This is a genomic window from Micromonospora sp. SCSIO 07396, assembly GCF_053667945.1.
Genome location: NZ_CM132210.1, coordinates 6286989 through 6308356 on the forward strand (window position 1 = coordinate 6286989; position 21368 = coordinate 6308356).

General features: G+C 72.7%; 16 protein-coding genes. 10 read left to right on the forward strand and 6 right to left on the reverse strand.

The window, feature by feature from the left end:
- Positions 1–160 precede the first annotated feature (160 nt).
- Positions 161–1087 carry a type IV toxin-antitoxin system AbiEi family antitoxin domain-containing protein gene (locus tag ACWCHM_RS27685; protein ID WP_454220422.1) on the reverse strand — a complete coding sequence of 309 codons (927 nt, stop codon included), beginning with the start codon at positions 1085–1087 and terminating at the stop codon, positions 161–163.
- Between the two features lie 234 nt (positions 1088–1321).
- Positions 1322–2611: an adenylosuccinate synthase gene (locus ACWCHM_RS27690; protein ID WP_204958502.1), complete on the reverse strand. Its 1290-nt coding sequence runs from the start codon at positions 2609–2611 to the stop codon at positions 1322–1324.
- Between the two features lie 123 nt (positions 2612–2734).
- Here ACWCHM_RS27690 and ACWCHM_RS27695 point away from each other — a divergent pair, with 123 nt between their 5' ends.
- Both ACWCHM_RS27695 and ACWCHM_RS27700 read left to right on the forward strand, forming a co-directional pair.
- Positions 2735–3748, forward strand: a complete 1014-nt coding sequence (locus tag ACWCHM_RS27695; RefSeq protein WP_454220424.1) for a hypothetical protein — start codon at positions 2735–2737, stop codon at positions 3746–3748.
- A 1002-nt stretch (positions 3749–4750) separates the two neighbouring features.
- Complete coding sequence (locus ACWCHM_RS27700) at positions 4751–6379, forward strand: chromosome partitioning protein (RefSeq protein ID WP_454220425.1); 1629 nt, start codon at positions 4751–4753, stop codon at positions 6377–6379.
- A 100-nt stretch (positions 6380–6479) separates the two neighbouring features.
- Here ACWCHM_RS27700 and ACWCHM_RS27705 read toward each other — a convergent pair whose 3' ends face one another.
- Positions 6480–6908, reverse strand: a complete 429-nt coding sequence (locus tag ACWCHM_RS27705; RefSeq protein WP_454220426.1) for a DUF3151 domain-containing protein — start codon at positions 6906–6908, stop codon at positions 6480–6482.
- A gap of 307 nt (positions 6909–7215) precedes the next feature.
- Here ACWCHM_RS27705 and ACWCHM_RS27710 point away from each other — a divergent pair, with 307 nt between their 5' ends.
- Positions 7216–8421: an LOG family protein gene (locus ACWCHM_RS27710; protein ID WP_204958499.1), complete on the forward strand. Its 1206-nt coding sequence runs from the start codon at positions 7216–7218 to the stop codon at positions 8419–8421.
- Between the two features lie 81 nt (positions 8422–8502).
- Here ACWCHM_RS27710 and fbaA read toward each other — a convergent pair whose 3' ends face one another.
- The gene (gene fbaA, locus ACWCHM_RS27715; protein WP_204958498.1) at positions 8503–9525 is read right to left on the reverse strand and encodes a class II fructose-bisphosphate aldolase; all 1023 of its coding nucleotides are present in this window, start codon (positions 9523–9525) and stop codon (positions 8503–8505) included.
- A 144-nt stretch (positions 9526–9669) separates the two neighbouring features.
- Complete coding sequence (locus ACWCHM_RS27720) at positions 9670–10053, reverse strand: phage holin family protein (RefSeq protein ID WP_281901436.1); 384 nt, start codon at positions 10051–10053, stop codon at positions 9670–9672.
- Positions 10054–10177: 124 nt separating this feature from the next.
- Between ACWCHM_RS27720 and ACWCHM_RS27725 the strand changes: the two genes are divergently transcribed.
- From ACWCHM_RS27725 to ACWCHM_RS27755, 7 genes are all read left to right on the forward strand, one after another.
- Positions 10178–10390: a hypothetical protein gene (locus ACWCHM_RS27725; protein WP_204928469.1), complete on the forward strand. Its 213-nt coding sequence runs from the start codon at positions 10178–10180 to the stop codon at positions 10388–10390.
- Between the two features lie 103 nt (positions 10391–10493).
- Positions 10494–12044 (forward strand): LPXTG cell wall anchor domain-containing protein, encoded by a 1551-nt coding sequence (locus ACWCHM_RS27730; RefSeq protein WP_454220428.1) that lies wholly within the window; start codon positions 10494–10496, stop codon positions 12042–12044.
- Between the two features lie 199 nt (positions 12045–12243).
- Positions 12244–13842, forward strand: a complete 1599-nt coding sequence (locus ACWCHM_RS27735) for an LPXTG cell wall anchor domain-containing protein (RefSeq protein ID WP_454220429.1) — start codon at positions 12244–12246, stop codon at positions 13840–13842.
- Between the two features lie 157 nt (positions 13843–13999).
- Complete coding sequence (locus ACWCHM_RS27740; RefSeq protein ID WP_454220430.1) at positions 14000–15451, forward strand: 3' terminal RNA ribose 2'-O-methyltransferase Hen1; 1452 nt, start codon at positions 14000–14002, stop codon at positions 15449–15451.
- Positions 15448–17958 (forward strand): polynucleotide kinase-phosphatase, encoded by a 2511-nt coding sequence (locus tag ACWCHM_RS27745; RefSeq protein ID WP_454220431.1) that lies wholly within the window; start codon positions 15448–15450, stop codon positions 17956–17958. Before ACWCHM_RS27740 ends, ACWCHM_RS27745 begins: the two co-directional genes overlap by 4 nt.
- A gap of 178 nt (positions 17959–18136) precedes the next feature.
- On the forward strand, positions 18137–19696 hold the full coding sequence (locus ACWCHM_RS27750) for an LPXTG cell wall anchor domain-containing protein (RefSeq protein ID WP_454220432.1): 1560 nt from the start codon (positions 18137–18139) through the stop codon (positions 19694–19696).
- Positions 19697–19859: 163 nt separating this feature from the next.
- On the forward strand, positions 19860–20789 hold the full coding sequence (locus tag ACWCHM_RS27755) for a DedA family protein (RefSeq protein WP_372445972.1): 930 nt from the start codon (positions 19860–19862) through the stop codon (positions 20787–20789).
- A 179-nt stretch (positions 20790–20968) separates the two neighbouring features.
- Here the strand turns inward: ACWCHM_RS27755 and ACWCHM_RS27760 are convergent, their stop codons facing one another.
- Positions 20969–21346 carry an ArsR/SmtB family transcription factor gene (locus ACWCHM_RS27760; RefSeq protein WP_007454255.1) on the reverse strand — a complete coding sequence of 126 codons (378 nt, stop codon included), beginning with the start codon at positions 21344–21346 and terminating at the stop codon, positions 20969–20971.
- Positions 21347–21368 lie beyond the last annotated feature (22 nt).

Consider the following 21368-nt stretch of genomic DNA (forward strand, 5'->3'; position numbering starts at 1 on the left):
AGGGGTCAGGGGTGAGGCGAGGTGGAGGCGGGTTGAGCTGGGGCGGGGCGGCATGCCGGGGCGGGGCGGTGCCGGGCCGGGCTATGCCGAGACGGGGCAGAGCGGGATGGGATGGGGCAATGCCGAGACGGAGCGGCGCCGGGACGGGGCGGGTGAGGGCCTAGCGCCGGGAGTGGGTGAGGGCCATCGCCTGACGGACGGTGTGCGGGATGTAGTCCGGGCGCAGGGCGTCGGACCAGGTGAACCGGAGCACCCGCCAACCCGCGTTGACCAGGCGATTCTGCCGGCGGCGGTCGGCGAACAACGCCTCCGGGGTGCCGTGTGGGCCGACCCCGTCGGCCTCGGCGATCAACCGTGCCGCCCGCCACCCGAGGTCACCGATGCCGAGCAGGTGACCGTCCCCGTCCCGGACCTCCTGTTGGAGCACGTCGGGCGGGACACCGCCGTCGACGCAGCGCAACCGCGACCAGGTCTCCAGCGGTGACTGGGCGCGACCGTCAACTTCGGCGAGGTGGCTGCGGGCCGCGGGGGCGCCCCGGCGACCTCGGACGAGCGACGGCACGGTGGCCAGGTCTTCCGGGGTGACGAGCCCCCGGTTCAACGCCGAGTCGAGCACGGACACCGCCGGGTACCGGTCGAGCCGGAGAATCATGTCCGTCACCGTGCGCAACGGCGAGGTCGTGGGGATGCCTGCCACGTCGACGAGGTCACCCGGGGCGACGGTGAACTGGTGGACGACGAGCGTGGGGTCGGTGTGCCGTTGCGGCCGGGGCTGGTCCACCGGCACCGACACGTGGACGGCGGGTCGGCGCGGCCCGGCGATGTCGTGCAGCGCGAGGGCGCTGTCGAGGACGGCGAAGGCTCCGGTGCCGAGGCTCGTCACCGCCGCCCGGATGCGGGCCCGCCAGGCGACCGGGTCCGGTTGTTGCCCGGCGGGGGCGTAGCAGCCACGGGACAGTCGCGTCCACCGCCCGGAGCGGCAGAGTTGCCGGACATGGTTCCGGGTCAGCCCGGCCGCGAGGGCCTGCGTCATGGTGATCATGCCGTCCTGCCCGAGGGCGATCCGACGGAGAATGTCGAGCGGCATCACCCCACCACCCTCACGCCCCACCCACTCCCACTTCCACCCCTGTGGATAACCCTGTGGACAACCCTCGGGTTTCCACAGCTGATCAAGAGGTTTGCGTCACCGGAAGGCGAATCCGTGACGCAAACCTCTTGATCACCGGGGCACAGCAGGACCGGGCACAGCATCACCGGGGCACAGCGGGACCGGGCACAGCGGGGCCGCGCGCAGCGCAGCGCGGGGCAGCGGGGACTGTCAGGGGAGGAGGGGGTGGCGGACGACGTTCTCCTCGCGGCCGGGGCCCACACCGACCACGCTGACCCGGGTACCGGTGATCTCCTCGATGCGGGCGATGTAGCGGCGGGCGTTCTCCGGCAGCTCGTCCTCGGTGCGGGCCTTGCTGATGTCCTCCCACCAACCGTCGTGCTCTTCGTAGATCGGGGTGGCGTGGTGGAAGTCGGTCTGCGTCATCGGCATGTCGTCGAAACGCTCACCGTTGATCTCATACCCGATGCAGAGCGGGACCTTGGGCAGGCCGGTGAGCACGTCCAGCTTGGTGATGACCAGGTCGGTGACGCCGTTGAGCCGGCAGGCGTACCGGGCCACCACGGCGTCGAACCAGCCGCAGCGGCGTTCCCGGCCGGTGGTGGTGCCGTACTCGTGGCCGACCTTGCGCAGGTGCTGGCCGTTGTCGTCGAACAGCTCGGTCGGGAACGGGCCCGACCCGACCCGGGTGGTGTACGCCTTGCTCACCGCGATCACCTTGTTGATCGCGGTGGGCGGGATGCCGGCACCCACGCACGCCCCACCGGCCGTCGGGTTCGACGAGGTCACGAAGGGGTACGTGCCGTGGTCCATGTCGAGCATGGTGGCCTGGGCACCCTCCAGCAGCACCGTCTCGCCCCGGTCCAGGGCGTCCCAGAGCATCACCCGGGTCTCGGCGATGTACGGCCGCAGCCGCTCCGCGTACCGCAGGTACTCCTCGACGGTCTCCTCGACGTCGATCGCCTTGCGGTTGTAGACCTTGAACAGCAGCTGGTTCTTCTCGCGCAGCGCGAGTTCCAGCTTCTTACGCAGGATGCCCGGGTCGAGCAGGTCCTGGAGCCGGATGCCCATCCGGGCGACCTTGTCGCCGTACGCCGGGCCGATGCCGCGCCCGGTGGTGCCGATCCGGGCCGAGCCGAGGTAGCGCTCCACCACCCGGTCCAGCGCCCGGTGGTGCGGCATGATCAGGTGCGCGTCGCCGGAGATCCGCAGCCGGGACACGTCCACCCCGCGCTCGGCGAGCCCGTCGATCTCGGCGAGCAGCACCTTCGGGTCGACCACCACCCCGTTGCCGATGACGATCATCGCGCTCGGGGAGAGCGCGCCTGACGGCATCAGGTGCAGCGCGTACTTCTGCCCGTCCGGCGTGATCACCGTGTGGCCGGCGTTGTTGCCGCCGGAGTAGCGCACGACGTAGTCGACCCGCTCACCCAGCAGGTCGGTAACCTTGCCCTTGCCCTCGTCGCCCCACTGAGCACCGATGAGCACGATCGCTGGCATCTTGTCCGCCTCCAGAAGGCTCGGGTGCCAGGTGGCGACCGGTTGGCGAGCCCGGGGTGTCAGGCTAACAAGTAGAAACGGCGTGGCCGGCAGGGGTTCACGTCGCAAGGCAGGAGGCCCGGAGTGTACGACGTGGTGCTGCTCACCCTCGGCTCCGAGCGGGACGCTCCCGGCGGGGGCTGCGGCGGCGGCGACGCCTGCTGCGGCGGTGCTCCGGAGGCCACCGGGAAACCGGCCACACCGCCGGGCGGGGAGCGCTGCGAGACGCCGCGCGTACCGGTGCTGGCCTGCGCGGACGCGCTGACCGCGCGGGGTGCCCGGGTGGAGACCGTCGTCGCCCGCTCCGACGCCGAGGTCGACGAGGTGCTGGTCCGGCTGGACGCCCCGGCCCGCCCCGACGGCCTCGCCTGGCCCGATCCGGACAGCAAGACCAGGCTGGTCGTCGCCGTCGCCAGCGACGCCCAGTTGCGCGCCGTCGTGCGTCGGCTCGTCCGCCGGTACGCCCCACCGCCGAGCCGTCGTCCCGCCGAGTTGGCCGGCAACCGTACGGTGCCCGACCTGCCGCCGATCGGCGTACTCCCGCTCGATCCGGCCCGGGGTGGCCCGCACCGGGACCTGGCCGCGCAGCTCGGCCTGCCCCGGGACCCGGCGGCGGTGGCCGCGGCCGTGCTCGACGGCGGGGTACGCCGGCTCGACCTACTGCGTAACGACGGTGGTTCGGTGACCCTGGACGGGGCGCTGCTCGGTGCCACCGACGAGGCGGGCCGGCCGCTGCACTGGCGTGGCCGGGTCGAGGTGGACGACGCGGTGCTCTCCGACGGTGCGGACCCGATCCTGGCCTGCGCGATCGGCAACGCCGGCGGTTACGCCACCCTCGACTCGCTGCCGCTGCTCACCGCCGGCGACCCGGCCGACGGTCGGGTGGAGGTCGCGGTGGCCGTTCCCGTGCCGACCCGCCCGACGTTGGGTAGGAAGAAGAAGATCCGGTACGAGGTCCGACGGGCCCGGGGCCGGGCGGTGGCGGTGATCCCCCGAGACGAGCGGGTGCCCTTCCTCGACGACGGCGTCGAGGGTGAGCTGAGCCGCAAGCGGTCCTGGTGGACCGAGCCCGGGGCCTGGGCGGTCTTCACCGGCTGACCGCTCCCCGCATCCGTCACCCGGCGTAACGGGAACGGGACGGCCTATCCTCGGCGGGAGGAGTGGGGAGGATCCGTGGTGGACGACAACACCGGCCGGGCCGGACAGCCAGGCCAACAGCCGGGGCCGGAGCGGGACGTCGAACCTCTCTGGCCGCCCGACCCCCCGGTGCCGCACTGGGCCGCCGAGCCCACACCTGTCTACCCGCCGACGGCGTACCCGTCGCTCGCGGCGGAGGTCGCGCCGCTGCCGCCCGACGGCGGCTGGGCCCCGACGGGTGACGGCTGGGTGCCCGACCTGCCCGAGCCGACCCTCCCGACCGGTCTCCCTCCGAGGGACGACGGTTCCCCGGAGTACAACGGCTCCCCCGGTTACGACCCCCTGCCCGGCTATCCCCCTGCTGGGAACGCCGTCCCGGCGGATCGTGGCGGTACGGGCCGGCCGCCAGCACCGGCCGGTGGAGCAGGTCCGGGCCGGGCCGGACGGGTGGATCTCGACCTGCCCTTCACGTTGGACCCGTCGCTCGCCGGTCCACCGGTCTCCGTCGAACCGCCGGCCCCGGTCGCTCCACCGACCTACGTCACACCGCCGGCCGGGGCCGGTCACGGGGCCGGACCGTCCACGTCGGCTGCTGCGACGCCCCCGCCGAACAGCCCGTCCCACCCCGCCCCACCGTCCCCGCCGCGCAACGGGAGCGTCGTGGCGCACGGAGACGACCCGACCGAGTTGAATCTCGGAAAGTTCGGGCCCTCCGGGGGGCCGAAATCCTCCACGATCCAGGAGGTCGGCCCGGCAGTCGTGGCGGCGGTGCCGGCACAGTCCACGGGGCGGGGCGATTCACCCTGGGCGTTGCCGCCCCAGCGGCTCTCGACCGTAACCGACGAGCCCGACCGGGCCACCGGTCCGATGCGCGGGGTCGACCACCCACAGGCAGCCGCACCCGGACCCGGCGGGCCGGAGCACACGCCCAGCGGGTCAGGGCACGTACCCAACGGACAGCAGGTGCCTGTGGACCGCGCCACCGTCGGCCCGCAGCCGCCCCCGCAGCATCCGAGCGCAGCCGACGGGGCTCCCCACCCGGCCCCTGCCGGACCGCCACCGTTCCCGCCCGCCGTCACCGACCCCGCTGTCACCGGAGAGTTCCGGCCCGCCACCGGGGACAGCGGCCCGGACCGGCCGGACCCCACTCCACCGAGCTGGACCGAGTCGCGGGAAGCCGGCCCGCCACCGCCCGAACAGCCGACGCCCCAGCTCTCACGGTCCGAACCGCCGGATCCGCCGGAGCCCGGGCTGTCGCTGCCCCAGCCGTGGAACCCTGACCTGCCGCTGCCCGAGCAACAGGTGCACGGGTACCGGGCACCGGGGCTGCAACCCGGGCCGGACCAGCCGTCCCCCGAACCCCAGCCGGCCGTGGGGCAGCAGGCCGGACCACACCAGACGCCTGGGCAGCAGACCGGGCCACAGCAGACGCCGGAACAGCACGCCGAGGCGCACCAGACGCCGGGGCAGTCGGTTCCGGGGCCGCAGCCGGCGGCGGAGCAGCCCGTACCGGGGCAGCAGGTGACCGGCGGGTGGTATCGGCCGTCCTGGCCGGAGCCGTCGACCTCCGGCGGGACGCTCCCGGCGGTCCCGTCCGCGCCGGCCTATCCCGACCCGCTCTCCCCGGCCGGCTACCCCGAGATGGGGTGGTCGCCGGAGAGCGGGATCGCGCCGACCGCCGAGGATTTCGCCCGTCGTCGGCAGATCCGGCCGGCCGAGCCGATCGCCACGATGGGCGTCCGGGCCATGGTCAACAGGATCGGCCTGGTGAAGCTCCCACCGGGACAGCACGAGCAGGAGGTGAAGCGGGACATCGAGATGGTGCGCCGCAACTTCGGCGGGCTGCGCCAGGTGACAGTGGTCAATCCCAAGGGTGGGGCCGGCAAGACGGTGGCCATCCTGCTGCTCGCGATGACCTTCGGGCAGAAGCGTGGGGGTTACGTGCTGGCCTGGGACAACAACGAGACCCAGGGCACCCTCGGGATGCGGGCGCAGCAGGACTTCCACTCCCGTACGGTGCGCGACATGCTGCGGGACCTGGGGCAGTTCCAGGGCCCGCACGGCCGGATCGGCGACCTGTCGCAGTACGTCCGCTCGCAGGGCGAGGGGATGTTCGACGTGCTCGCCTCGGACGAGTCGGCCACCGGGGGCGAGATGCTGACGGCGGCGGCGTTCGCCGAGATCCGCGAGGTGGTGAGCCGGTTCTACAAGTTGATCTTCGTGGATACCGGGAACAACGTCCGGGCGCAGAACTGGCAGGCCGCGATGGACGCCACCGACCAGTTGGTGGTCACCATGTCGGCCCGTAACGACTCGGCGGAGACGGCCGCCCGGATGCTCGACCACCTGGAGCAGAGCGGCCGGCACCGGCTGGTCCGGCAGGCCGTCACGGTGGTGTCGATGCCCCCGTCGCGCAAGGAGATCGACCTGCCCGCCATCCAGGAGCACTTCGCCGCCCGGACGAGGGCGGTGCTGCTCGCGCCGTACGAGCGGCTGATCGACACCGGCGAGCCGATCCGGTACGGCGGGCTCTCCTCGGCCACCCGGGACGCCTGGCTGAAGATCGCAGCGGCGGTCGCCGAAGGGCTCTGACCGGCGCAGGAAACGGCGACGCGGGAAACGGCGACGCAGGGAACGGCGACGCCGGCCCACCCGTACGAACTGTCGGGGCGGGCCGGCGTCGACCGGCCGGTCAGGCGCTGGCGAGGGCGTCCCCGGCCGCCGGGTCGCAGTCGCGCAGGAACTGGGCGCAGCGGGCGGCCTCGTCCGCCTCGCCGATCTCCCCGGCCGCCCGGGACAGCACATAGAGGCAGCGCAGGAAGCCCCGGTTCGGGGTGTGCGACCAGGGGACCGGGCCGTGCCCCTTCCAGCCGTTGCGCCGCAGCTGGTCCAGGCCACGGTGGTAGCCGGTGCGGGCGTACGCGTACGCCGCGACCACCTGGCCACCGTCCAGGGCCCGGGTGGCCAGCGCCGCCCAGGCCGCGCTGTGGGTCGGGAAGCGGGCCGCGACCTCGGCGTACGCCTCGTCGGTGCCCTGCTCTGCGGCGGCGGCCAGCGCGGCGTCCGCGTCGTCGTGCGCGGGCAGGAGGGTGGCCGGAGGCTCAGGCAACAGGTTCTGCATCGCCCCATTCAACCCGCTTCGCCCTGCGGGGCGCGAGGGGGTCGGGTGGGTACGCTGGCTGAACGGTGGAGGTCTACGTCACGTCGGGACCCTACCGGGTGAACCGTCGGCCCCGTCGGGTGAACCCTCGGCCGACCGTACCGGCCCTGCGGCCCATGCCACCCGAAGATATTTTCCACTACAACTATTGGTCCGGAGCCTCCCCAGGACCCGGTTACGCAGGAGCCCGGCGGCCTCGGTCGCCGGGCTCCTGTCGTCGGTACCCCTGCCCCGGCGCGCGGTGGCGGGGTGGGGGCAGGATGGCGGGGTGCCCACCCCACCTCCCGCGGACGTCATCGCGCCGCACGACACCAGTCATGACGAGATCGAGACCCGTGCCGAGTTCGACAGGCACCTCGCCGCCGACAGCCTCGCCGGGCTGACCGTGCAGGGGCTCCGCCTCGACCTCGACCCCGTCCCCGACCTGACCGCCACCGACGTGGCCGGCACCCTCTTCGTCGGCTGCCGGTTCGCCGGCCGGGAGGTCGGCGCGGACCTGGTCCGGCGCGGCGCGAACGTGGTGCCGCCCTTCTCCGGCCTGCCGTACCCGACCCAGCCGGCCCACCTCTACACCCCGACCGACCTGGCCGAGGGGTTCGCCGATGCCGGGTTCGCCGGTATGTACGACACCCGGGTCTACGACCACTTCCGCACCCACGGTGGCGCGCTGCCGGACGTGAAGGAGGCGCTCGGCCAGCGGCTGCACGACCACGGGGTGGACAACGCCCTGGCCGACGCCACCCGGACCTGGCTCGCCACCCACGGGCCACAGTCGGTGGTGGGGGTGATGGGCGGGCACGCGGTGCCGCGCGGCAGTGTGCCGTACCGGATGGCGGCGGTGCTGGGCTGGGAGCTGGCGCGGGCCGACCGGCTGGTGGTGACCGGCGGCGGTCCCGGGGTGATGGAGGCGGCCAACCTGGGCGCGTTCCTGTCCGCCTGGCCGGTGCAGGAGCTGAACACGGCGATCGACCTGCTGGCGGTGGCCCCCGACTTCACCGACCACGACCGGTACACGGCCGCCGCGCTGACCGTGCGGGACCGTTACACGGCGACCGTGCCGCAGCAGCGCGGCCCCGGGCTGGACTGGGCCCGTTCCGGTGGGCTGGCCATCCCCACCTGGCTGTACGGGCACGAACCGGCGAACCTGTTCGCCGGGCGGATCGCCAAGTACTTCTCCAACGCCATCCGGGAGGACACCATCCTGCGGCTGGCCCGGGGTGGGATCGTCTTCGCGCCCGGCCGGGCCGGCACCGTGCAGGAGGTGTTCCAGGCGGCGACGAAGACGTACTACGGCACGGACGGGGCGAGCGGGGCGTACGTCTTCCTCGACCGGGCGTACTGGACCCGGGAGTTGCCGATCGAGTCGCTGCTGCGGCCGTTGTTCGCCGGGTCGCCGGCCGGTGACCTGTCCGGCAGCATCCATCTCACCGACGACGTACGGGAGGCCGTCCGGGTGCTCACCGCGACCGCCTGACGTGCGGCCCGGCCGGCCGGGCCGCGACGGCGACGGCCGGCCCCCGGGTGGGGAGCCGGCCGTCGACGGGGTACGTCAGGGTCACTTCATCCGGGTACCGGTGGAGCGCAGGTGCTCGCACGCCTCGACGACCCGGGCGGCGAGACCGGCCTCGGCCAGCTTGCCCCAGGCACGCGGGTCGTACTGCTTCTTGTTGCCGACCTCGCCGTCGATCTTGAGGACGCCGTCGTAGTTGCGGAGCATGTGGTCCGCGACGGGCCGGGTGAAGGCGTACTGGGTGTCGGTGTCGATGTTCATCTTCACCACGCCGTAGTCGAGCGCCTCCCGGATCTCCTCCAGCAGGGAGCCGGACCCGCCGTGGAAGACCAGGCTGAGCGGCTTGTCCTTGCCGTACTTGGCGCCGACCGCCTCCTGGATCTGGTTGAGGATCTCCGGCTTGAGCTTGACGTTGCCCGGCTTGTAGACGCCGTGCACGTTGCCGAAGGTCAGCGCCGCCATGTAGCGGCCCTTCTCGCCCAGGCCGAGCGCCTCGACCATGGCCAGGCCGTCCTCGACGGTGGTGTAGAGCTTGTCGTTGATGGCGTTCTCGACGCCGTCCTCCTCGCCACCGACGACGCCGACCTCGATCTCCAGGACGATCTTGCCCTTGGCGGCCTCGTCGAGCAGCTGCGCGGCGATCTGCAGGTTCTCCGCCACCGGCACGGCCGAGCCGTCCCACATGTGCGACTGGAACAGCGGCTCCTGGCCGCCCTTCACCCGCTCCTGGGAGATGGCCATCAGCGGCCGGACGAAGCCGTCCAGCTTGTCCTTCGGGCAGTGGTCGGTGTGCAGCGCGATGTTGACCGGGTACTTCTTGGCCACCTCGTGCGCGTACGCGGCGAACGCCACCGCACCGGTCACCATGTCCTTGACGGACGGCCCGGACAGGTACTCGGCACCACCGGTGGAGACCTGGATGATGCCGTCGCTCTCCGCGTCGGCGAAGCCCTTCAGCGCCGCGTTCAGGGTCTGCGACGAGGTCACGTTGATCGCGGGGTACGCGTACCGGCCGGCCTTGGCCCGGTCCAGCATCTCCGCGTAAGCCTCGGGGGAAGCGATGGGCATGTGAAACGCTCCTTACTTACCGCTCTCGGCCGCGCTGGCCGCTGTCTTCCATGGGTGCGCCGGACCGCGCTGTCCACCGTCGGCAGTATCCCGTAGGAGGCGACGGCGGACACAACCGCCCCGGTGACCGTCCACCCGTCGGCCTCACCGACGCTCCCACCGGTCCGGTACGGCGACGCTGATCAACCAGGTGACCACGGCCATCACGATGGCCCCCCAGAAGGCGGCCCAGAAACCGTCCACCCGGAACGGCAGGTCGACCGCCCGCGCGAGCCAATCGGTCAGCATGAACAGCAGGGCGTTCACCACCAGCGCGAACAACCCGAGGGTGAGCAGGTAGAACACGCAGCCGACCACCTTGATCACCGGTTTGAGAACCGCGTTGACCACACCGAAGATCAACGCCACCAGCAGCAGGGTGAGAGCGGTGTTCGCGCCGTTGCGCCCGGTGACGTCGACCCCGGGCACGACCAGCGTGGTGACCCACAGCGCGATCGCCGTGATCACCAGTCGGATCAGGAAGCCCACCGATCCATCCTGACACCGGCGGTCGTCCCGGGAGGGGCGTTCCCACGTTCCCGCGCCCACCGGGCGACCCGCGCCACCAGCCCGTACGGTGGGGTGGACAGGCCGCCGCAACCAGGGAGGGACGATGGGTCAGCCCGACGAGGACTTCACCCCGAGCGACCACCTCGACCCGCAGGAACGCGACCTGGAGGCCGAGCCGGCCGACGCGGTCGAGCAGGCCGCCGTGATCGGCCCGGACGAGACCGACGCCGAGCCGCACCGGGGCCTGGAGGTCGCCGACTGGGACGCCATGGAGCAGGCCCGAGTGGTCACCGCCGACGAGGACGACTACCGCTGACGGTGCGGGCCGAGCGACCACGTCCCGGCGCGGCGGGGCGACGCGGAACATGGTCAGCGTGAGAGGCTGACCACGCTCCGTCACCCGCCGGAAGGTAGTCCTCATGCTTCGGCACCACCTGCGGCGCTGGTTCGCCACCTTCGTCGCCGTCGGCGCGTTCGTCGGCACCACCACCACCCCCGCCCTGGCCGCTGGCGCGTCCGTCCCCACCGCCGCCGCGCCGGCCGCCGCCGGCGGGGTGAGGATCGAGGCGCGGGACCTGCTGGTCGCTCCGGGGCACAGCACCTCGGGCCAGGTCCGCGTCGAGCTTCCGTTCGATGCCCAGGGCAAGCCTCTCCACCTCGCCCTGGACCTGTCCGAGCTGGACACCGTGGGCCGCCTCACCACCTCGGGCGACGGCTGGAGTTGCGCCCGACCCGCAAGGCACCTCAGCTGCACCGCCGACAAGGGCACGCCGGCCGACTCACACGTGTTTCCCACCCTGTTCTTCCAGATCGACGCCCGGTCGGACGCGCCGTTGGACACCCGGGTCGAGCTTCGCTTCCACGTGACGTCGCCCGAGGCCGACGGCACCCGGACCGCCACCGTGACCGTCGTCGAGGGAGTCGACCTCCAGACCACGCCGAAGGCGGAGCTGAGCGTCGAGCCCGGCGACCTGCTCGACGTCACCGGCACCGTGCGCAACGCCGGCCCCGGGCCCGAACGGGGTGTCGTGCTCACCATGGATCCGGACTGGCTGTTGACGTACCGCGACAACTTCCGGAACTGCCGGTGGCAGGAGGGCACCCCGCTCGTCTGCCACTTCGACACGGAACTCGAACCGGGCGTCACCTACCGTCTCTCGGATCCGCTGCCGTTCAGGGTGAACAGGATCGCCCGCAGCGGCCTGGTGGTGACCAACCGGCTGCATTGGTGGACCACCGACGACTGGGCGCTGGTCGAGAAGGACCCGACTGCACCGAAACCACCCGAAACTCCCGGCAACGGCATCGAGCTGCGCCTGGTCGCCCAACCGTCCGCAGCGCGGACCGATCCCACCGTCCGCAACAACTGGACCGACGTCCGGGTGACCATCACCGGTGACCGGAAGGCGGACGCCGCCGCCGTGGGCGACGAGGCCCGGGTGCGGGTCGGTGACCGGGTGAGGATGACGATCGGCTTCCGCAACCTGGGGCCGACGATCGTGGAGACGTGGCGGGAACAACCCCTGATACAGGTCGATATCCCGGACGGCCTGACGGTGGTCGACATCGTCGACAACTGCTACCCGGTCACCGACGGGAAGTGGAACGGCGGCGCCCCAGGCGAGCCCGGTGCCCGGTCCTACGGGTGCGGTGGTCCCGGAGACCTCGCCAGCCCCGGGGAGACCTTCTCGTACGAACTGACGCTGCGCGTCGACCGACTGACCCGGCGGACCGCCGGGACGGTGACCACCGCCCTTGACGGTGACACCGATCACCGCAACGACCGGGCGGAGATCGTGTTCCTGCCGGCCGCCGACGGCACCGGTGGCGGGGAACCGGACGGGGACGGTTCACTGCCGATCACCGGCAGCGCCGCCGCATCTCTCGCCGCACTGGGTGGAGGGCTGCTCGTTGCCGGACTCGGCGGCTACCTGGTGGCCCGCCGTCACAGGACCCGCTTCGTCGCCTGATCCTCCTCCACCATCCGAGTCCCGCCGGCGACCCGGTCCGGCTGGTCGCGGCAACCGTCCACGGACCCGACCCGGCCGTTGTGTCGGTTCAGCCGGCCGTTCGGCCCATCTCTGGACCCACGCGGCAGCACGGGCAGCACGGGAAGCGCGAGATCCATAGGATTCGCAGGCTTCGCTGCTCATCCACGGGAGGAAATCCATGATGCTCAAGCACTCGACCCGGCGCTGGCTCGCCGGGCTGAGCGTGGCCGGAGCATTCGTCGCCGCCTCGGCCACCCCGGCATCGGCCGAGAGCGCAAAGGTCGATCTTGGCATCTACTTCGATGACACGACCGTCGCACTCGGCTCCGAAGGCAAGACGAACTCGCCCACGCTGCACAGCTCCGTGCCGGTCGTCCTGCGCGGCCTGAGCGTGCGTTACGACTTCGCCGGGCTGAGCGGCAAGGTGACGGTCAAGCCGGAGAGCGGGGCGAGCGGTGACTGCACCTCCCCGCAGCAGGGCGTCCTGGTCTGCACCGACCCGTTCGAGGTCGAGCTGGCCGAGTGGGGCATCGGCGGCTACTTCAGCGTCGTCATCGCACCGACCGCTGACGCGCAGGACGGCGACAGCGGCGAACTGAAGGTGACGGTCAGCGCGGACGGTGCCAAGTCGGCCAGCCACACCGCCAAGGTCCGGGTCGGCGAGGGTGTCGACCTCGCCGGCGGCACCGAGGTGACGCGGTCCACCGCCCCCGGTGGGAGTTTCACCGCCCCGCTGACGGTGCAGAACGTCGGGCAGAGCACCGTCAAGGGTGCCGTGGCGGTCTTCGACCACGACCGGGCCATCCGCCCCGGCAAGAAGTACCGCAACTGCACCTACGAGGGTGACCAGCTGCGCACGTGCAGCTTCACCGACCTGGTCGCGGCTCCCGGTGAGAGCTGGACCGCTGACGTCCCGTACCTGCTCGGCAAGGACGCCTACGCCCCGGGCCGCAGCTACGGCTACCACAACTGGATGACGGTGGCGGAGTTCGAGGACTTCACGACGTACCTGACGCATCTGGGCATCTCGATCGGCAAGCCCGGCGACGGCGGTGACCTCAGCCTGGGCAAGGGTGGCAACCGGCGGGGTCTCCAGTCCGACACCGACCCGTACAACAACTGGTCCGGCGTGGTGGTCAAGGCCACCGGCACGAACGGGACGGACCTGGCCGCGCTCGGCGACTCGGTGAAGGGCAAGGCCGGTGCGGTGGTCGGGGCCACCGTCGGCGTCCGTAACGACGGACCGGCGTCGCTGGACTTCAGCCGTAGCGGCAGCCCCGTCACGAAGGTGGACGTCGTCGTGCCGACCGGCACCACCGCCGTCGAGGTGCCCGACACCTGCGTGCCCTTCGACGACGGCGACGCGGACTGGTCGGAGGCCGGCACGCCTGGTGCCAAGGCGTACCGCTGCCTCCCGGACATCTACCTCGCCGTGGACGAGAAGCAGACCTTCCCGTTCGGCCTGCGGATCGACAAGGTCGTCCCGGACGCCGCAGGCAGCGTGACCATCAACGCCAAGTGCGAGTGCGACGGCTTCACCGAGGACACCAACGCGGCCAACGACGTCACGAAGCTGCTCGTCAACGCGACCGGCACCGACGGCGGCACGGACGGCCCCGGCGGGGGTGACGGTGGCACGGGCGCCGGTGACGGTGGCCCGCTCCCGATCACCGGTAGCTCGACGGCCCTGGTCGGTGGGGTCGGCGCACTGTTGCTCGTCGCCGGTGCCGCCGGCTACCTGGTGGCCCGCCGCCGCCGGACCCGCTTCGTGGCCTGATCTCCGCCGCATCTCTGACGCCCCGCCGACCCGCCCGGGTCGGCGGGGCGTCGCGTTGCACCGCCCGCGCACCCGGACCGCTGAGGCCCCGAGGTGCGGCGGCACCGGGGGAGAAATGAGGACGACGCCGGATCGACCACGCTGGGATCATGGGCGCGTGCTGCTCACCCTGACCACCACCCACGAACCGGCGACCGACCTCGGTTACCTGCTGGTCAAGCACCCCGACCGGGTGCAGGAGTTCGACCTGCCCACGGGTACCGCGCACGTGTTCTACCCGGAGGCGACGGAGCGTCGGTGCACGGCCGCCCTGCTGGTCGAGGTCGATCCGCAGCGCCTCGGGGTGGGCCGGCGGCGGGCGGCGTCCACCCCGGAGACCTTCACCCTCGGGCAGTACGTCAACGACCGTGCCTACGCTGCGTCGAGTCTGCTCTCCTCGGCGCTGTCCACGGTGTTCCGTTCCGCGCTGCGCGGGGTGTCCCGGGACCGCCCGGAGCTGGCCGGCGTGGCGATCCCGCTGAGCGTCCGGGTGCCGGTGCTGCGCTGCCGGGGCGGCGCGGAGCTGGCGGTACGGCTGTTCGCCCCGCTCGGCTGGGTGGTGACCGCAGCCCCGCTCCCGCTCGACGAGCAGCACCCCGAATGGGGTGACAGCCGGTACGTCGACCTCCGCCTGACCGGCACGGTCCGGCTCGCCGACGCCCTCAACCACCTGTACGTCCTGCTGCCGGTGCTGGACGACGCCAAGCACTACTGGGTCGCCCCGGACGAGATCGACAAGTTGCTGCGGGCCGGGGCGGGCTGGTTGGCCGACCACCCGGAACGGGCGTTGATCACCCGCCGCTACCTGGCGCACCGGCGGGCGCTGGCCGGGCGGGCGCTGGCCCGGCTGGCCGAGTTGCGGCTGGCCGACGTACCCGTGCCGGACGACAGTGTCGACGAGGCCACCGGGCCGGCGGAAGGCGCGGCGGCGGCCGATCCCCGGCGGGCGTCCCTGGCGGCCCGACGGCGCGAGGCGGTGCTCGCCGCGCTGGCGGCCAGCGGCGCGAAGCGGGTGGTGGATCTGGGGTGTGGCGGCGGCGCGCTGCTCACCGGGCTGCTCGCCGACCGGCGGTACACCGAGGTGGTGGGGGTGGACGTCTCCGCGCAGGCGCTGACGACGGCCGCCCGCCGGCTGCGGCTGGACCGGCTGCCCCAGCGACAGCAGGACCGGGTTCGGCTGTGGCAGTCGGCGTTGACCTACCGGGACGACCGGTTGCGTGGCTTCGACGCGGCAGTGCTGATGGAGGTCGTCGAGCACCTGGACCCGGCCCGGCTGCCCGCGTTGGAGGACGCCGTGCTGGGTCACGCCCGGCCGGGCACACTCGTGGTGACCACCCCGAACGCGGAGTACAACGTGCGGTACGAGGGGCTACCGGCGGGGCGGTTCCGGCATCCCGACCACCGGTTCGAGTGGACCCGGGCCGAGTTCGCGGCGTGGGTCGACCGGGTGGCCGCCGAGCACGGCTACACGGCCACCGTCAGCGGGGTCGGCGACCACGACCCCGAGCTGGGCCATCCCACCCAGCTCGCCGTCCTCACCGCCGTGGCCAGCCGGGAGACGACCCGATGAGCATTCTCGACATTCCCGAACTCGCCTTGGTGGCGCTGGTCGGCGTCTCCGGCTCGGGCAAGTCCACCTTCGCCGCCCGGCACTTCGCGCCCAGTCAGGTGCTCGCCTCGGACGCGTTCCGGGCGATGGTCGCCGACGACGAGAACGACCAGTCCGCCTCCGCCGACGCGTTCGGGGCGCTGCACCACGTGGCGGGGGTCCGGCTGCGGCGGGGCCGGCTCACCGTGGTCGACGCGACGAACCTCCAGCCGCACGCCCGCGCCGGGCTGGTCAGGGTGGCCCGGGAGCACGACGTGCTCCCGGTGGCGATCGTGCTGGACGTGCCGGAGGCGTTGGCCTGGGAACGGACCCTGTCCCGCGCCGACCGCACACACGGCCGGCAGGTGCTGGCCCGGATGCAGCGGGACCTGCGCCGGTCGTACGGGCAGTTGGCCCGGGAGGGGTTCCGCAAGGTGCACCTGTTGCGCGGGGTCGAGGAGATCGACGCCGCGCGGATCCGGCTGGAGAAGCTGTTCAACGACCGGCGGGAGCTGACCGGGCCGTTCGACATCGTCGGTGACGTGCACGGGTGCCGGGCGGAGCTGGAGGAGCTGCTGGGGCGGCTGGGTTTCGTGCTGCACCGCGACGACGCGGGTCGCCCGGTGGACGCGGTGCACCCGGCTGGTCGTACCGCGGTCTTCGTGGGTGACCTGGTGGACCGCGGCCCGGACTCCCCCGGCGTGCTGCGCCTGGTGATGGGCATGGTGGCGGCCGGGCACGCGATCTGCGTGCCGGGCAACCACGAGCACAAGCTGCTGCGCAAGCTGCGTGGCCAGGACGTCAAGCTCACCCACGGCCTGGCCGAGACGATGGCACAGCTCGACGCGGAGGACCCGGCGTTCGTGGCCGGGGTGACGACCTTCATCGACGGCCTGGTCAGTCACTTCGTGCTGGACGGCGGCCGACTGGTGGTGGCGCACGCCGGTCTGAAGGAGGCCTACCACGGCCGCGCGTCGGGCCGGGTCCGTTCGTTCGCGCTCTGGGGCGAGACCACCGGCGAGACCGACGAGTACGGCCTGCCGGTGCGCTACCCGTGGGCGCGCGACTACCGGGGTGCGGCGACGGTCGTGTACGGGCACACCCCGACCCCGAACCCGGAATGGGTCAACAACACGATCTGCGTCGACACCGGTTGCGTCTTCGGCGGGAAGCTCACCGCGCTGCGCTACCCCGAGCGGGAGCTGGTCGCGGTCGACGCCCGGCGGGAGTGGTACGCCCCGGCCCGGCCGCTGTTCGCCCCGACCCGCCCGGACACGGTGCTCGACCTGGCCGACGTGACCGGGCGGCGGCACCTGGAGCACGCCTACGGCACGCTGACCGTGCCGGCGGAGAACGCCGCCGCCGCGCTGGAGGTGATGAGCCGGTTCGCGGTGGACCCGGGCCGGCTGGTCTGGTTGCCGCCGACCATGGCCCCGTGTTCGACGTCGACCGTGCCGGGGTTCCTGGAGCACCCGACGCAGGCGTTCGCGGACTACCGGTCGGCCGGCGTGCAGCGGGTGGTGTGCCAGGAGAAGCACATGGGTTCCCGGGCGGTGGTGCTGGTCGAGCGGGAACCCGGCCGGTTCGGCGGTGGGGTGGTGCACACCCGGACGGGTCGGCCGTTCTTCGGCCCGCCGCTGGACGGGGAGCTGCTGGACCGGGTCCGGGCGGCGGTCGGCGCGGCCGGGCTGTGGGACGAGTTGGGCACCGACCGGCTGCTGCTGGACTGTGAGCTGCTGCCCTGGTCGGCGAAGGCGGACGGGTTGATCCGCGAGCAGTACGCCGGGGTCGGGGCGGCCGGGCGGGCGGCGCTGCCGGCGGCGCTGGACGCGCTGGACGCGGCGGCGGCCCGGGGGCTGCCCGTGGCCGCGCTGCGCGACCGGATGACGGCCCGTCGGGCGGAGGTCGACGGCTACTCGGCGGCCTACCGCGCGTACGTGGCACCCACCGAAGGGCTGCGCGGGGTGACCCTGGCGCCGTTCGCGGTGCTGGCCGGGGCGACGGTGACCTTCACCGACCGGGACCACGGCTGGCACCTGGCGTTGGCCGACCGGCTCTGCGCCGCCGATCCGGAGTTCTTCACCCCGACCCGACGACAGGTGGTGGAGCTGTCCGACGAGGCGGCGGTGGCGGCGGCCACCGAGTGGTGGTCGGCGCTGACCGGGGCCGGCGGCGAGGGGATGGTGGTCAAGCCGTACGACGGCCCGGCGGCCCGCTCGGCCCGGGGCTCGCTGCTCCAGCCGGGGATCAAGTGCCGGGGCCGGGAGTACCTGCGGATCATCTACGGTCCCGGCTACACCGACCCGGCCCAGCTCGCCGCGCTGCGTCGCCGCTCGCTGGGTCGCAAGCGGGGGCTGGCGCTGCGTGAACACGCGCTCGGCCTGGCCGCCCTGGACGGGTACGCCGCCGACGTCCCGCTGTGGCGGCGGCACGAGCTGGTCTTCGCGATCCTCGCCTGCGAGTCCGAGCCGGTCGACCCCCGGCTCTGACCCTCCCCGGGGTGGGGCGGTCCACGGCGGCCCGGGTGGGTGGGGTGGGCCGTCCGGGGGGATTCGTCGGCTGTTCGGCCCATTCTGTCGCCACCCGTCGGCGCGGGGCACTCGGACGGGGACGAACTCCCTAGGCTGCGACGACCGTCGTAGCACCTCCTCAGGACAGGATCCGCTGATGCGCAAGCACGCGACGCGTCGTTGGCTGGCCGGACTTGCGGTGGTGGGCGCGTGTGTCGCCGCCTCCGCCACTCCCGCCCCGGCCGCCCCCGCGAACCCCGGGGCCTCCCCCGGCCAGGTGGTGACGGCCGGGTTCACCACGTCCGCCAACAACGTCACCCTGGCTCCGGGTGGGCCCGGTAGGACGGTGGTGCTCCGGGTGCCGGGCGAGAAACTCCAGGACAGCTACACCATCACCGTCGACTACGGCGCGGTCGACGCCTTCGTCGAGGTGAGCGGTTCCGCCGCCTCGGCCTGCACCCGTACCGGCACCGTGCTGACCTGCCTGGCCTACCAGGAGGACGCACCGGACCTGCTCTCGTTGTCGGTACGCCCGCGCGCGGGTGCAACGGTGGGTCGACAGGGCCTGCTCCGGTTCACCGTCACCACCGGCAGGTCGGGTACGAGCACCACCACGTCGACGGTCCTCGTCGGCGAGGGGGTCGACCTGGTGGCGGGTCCCGCGGTGACGCTGACCGGCGGCCCCGGTGCCACGGTGCCGGTGGGCCTGTCGGTCGCCAACCGGGGGCAGGAGACCGTGCGGGGCGTGGTGCTCCTCGTCTCGGCCGCGTACGGGCTCACCCCGTCGAAGCGCTACCAGAACTGCCGATACGGCAGCAAGGGTGGGTTGGTGCACTTCACGCCGAACCTGTTCGCCTGCACCTTCGACGACGAGATCGCGCCGGGCCGGGCGTTCCGGGTCGACGGCGGCTTCGGTGTCACCGTGCCCCGGGACGTCTCGGCACCGAACGTCCAGCCCGGCACCGCCACCTGGTTCACCCCGCAGGACTGGGCGGACGCGCAGCCCAGCTACACGCTCGACCAGCAGGGCAGCGGCGGTGTGCTGCGGCTGGAGCAGGTCGGCACCCGACTGCCCGGCGGCACGTCCCGGGCGGCGCAGACCGACGTCAGGCCGAACGACAACGAAACGCCCGTCGAGTTGACCGTCACCGGCAACCAGCGGGCCGACCTGGCGGCCGACGAGGTACGCATCACCGCCAAGGTGGGCGAGACCGTGCCGGTCACGATCGGTTACACCAACCGGGGGCCGGCCTCGTCGTCCAACGGCGGCCGCGACTTCTACACGATCGTCGAGATGACCGTGCCGAAGGGCGTCACCGCCGTCAAGGTGCCCAAGAACTGCCTCGACGCCGACATCCAGGACGAGGAGGGCGGCCGGCCGGGTGCCCGCGCCTACCTCTGCTACCAGTACGACGTCATCCACAAGGGCGGGAGGGTCGCCCTGCCGTTCTCGTTCCGCATCGATCGGGCAGGCCCCCTGACGGGCACGGTCCAGCTGAGAAGCGGCCCGGTGGGCACGAAGGACCTCGACCCGAGCAACGACACCGCGAAGATCCTGGTGAATCACGCCTCGGGCGGTCAGGGCGGCGACGACGGCTCGTTGCCGATCACCGGTTCCCCGTCCGGCCTGGTGGCCACCGTCGGCGGCCTGCTCCTGGCGGCCGGGATCGGCAGCTACCTGGCGGCCCGCCGCCGCCGGTCGCACTTCGTGGCCTGATCGGGCCCGCCCGGCCGGGCCATGGAGCGCCGGGCCGGGCGGGCCCGGACCCGCCCGGCCCCGCGCCCGGCGGTCCGGCCGGGCGGGTCCGGTGGGGTGAGTTGCCGGTCGGAGGGACGCGTGCCGCGACCGTGCGTTCGTGGGCTCGGTATGGTGTGTGGCCGTGGACACAGGTGAGAAGACGCGGGTGGTCGCGGAGACGGTCGCGCTGAACCCGCTCGACCCCAAGGATCTGCTCCAGACCTTCGGGCTGGTCGGCGTGTGGGTGATCCTCTTCGCCGAGACCGGCCTGCTGGTGGGGTTCTTCTTCCCCGGCGACTCGTTGCTGTTCCTGGCCGGGGTGGCCGCGTCGCCGGTGGCCGACGCGATCTTCGGCAGCGGCACCCGGCTCTCCCTGGCCGGGCTGCTGATCGGCGGTCCGCTCTGCGCGATCGCCGGTGCCCAGCTCGGGCACTGGCTCGGCGCCCGGTACGGCCGCAAGATGTTCGAGCGCCCCAACTCCCGGCTCTTCAAGAAGGAGTACGTGGAGAAGGCGGAGTTCTACTTCCAGAAGTTCGGCCCGGCCAAGGCCGTGGTGCTGGCCCGGTTCATCCCGATCGTGCGGACGTTCCTCAACCCGGTGGCGGGCGCGCTCGGCATGCCGGCGAAGCAGTTCCTCCTCTGGAACGTCGTCGGCGCGGTCCTCTGGGTGGACGGCATCCTGCTGATCGGCTACCTGCTCGCCGACCAGATCTACAGCGCCATCGGCGACAAGATCGACAGGTACATCCTGCCGGTGGTCGCACTGATCATCCTGATCTCGGTGCTGCCGATCTTCTTCGAGTTCCTCCGCGACCGTAAGGCACGTCGGCGCGGTGAGGCCGTCGCCGTGATCGCCGCCGCGAGCGCGGTCGGGGCGGTCGAGGCCGTCCGGGACGCCGTCGAGCACCACCACCACGACCAGCCCCCGCAGCCGCACCCCGGGCAGCCCGCAGGCGGCGCGCAGCCGTACGGCGGGCAGCCCGGCCCCGACCAGCGGTTCCCCCCGCAGACGTACGGGCAGCGCCCACCGTCGGACGGCGGGCGGTACCCGGAACACGGGCAGGGCCACTGACCGGCGGACGACCAACGGCCGGCCCTCGGGGAGAGGACCGGCCGTTGCGTACGCGTACGCCACCGCGGGCACGGTGGTGGATCAGCAAACTGACCGGTGACGGGCAGCCGTCACCACCCGATGACGCCACCCCTGGTCCGTCATCGGACGTCGCCCCTGGACGGGACGAACGGGTTCAGTCAGCGGGCCTTCTTGGTGGCCCGCTTGCGCGGCGGCGTGAGCAGGTCGGCGATCGTGGCGATCGCCGACGGCACCAGCCGGTAGTAGGCCCACACACCACGCTTCTCCCGCTCCAGCAAGCCGGCCTCGGTGAGGATGCGGAGGTGGTGGCTGACCGTCGGCTGCGAGAGGCCGAGCGGCGCGGTGAGGTCACACACGCACGCTTCGCCCTCGGGCGCCGACTGGATCAGGCTGAGCAGCCGCAGCCGGGCGGGGTCGGCGAGGGCCTTGAGGACCCCCGCCAGCCGCTCGGCGTCGGCACGTTCGATCGGCTCGCCGGCAAGCGGCGAGATCTGAGGCATGGTCATTTCAGCCAACGCAGTTCCCACGTATTCCATCCTTCCACCAGCAGCATCGATC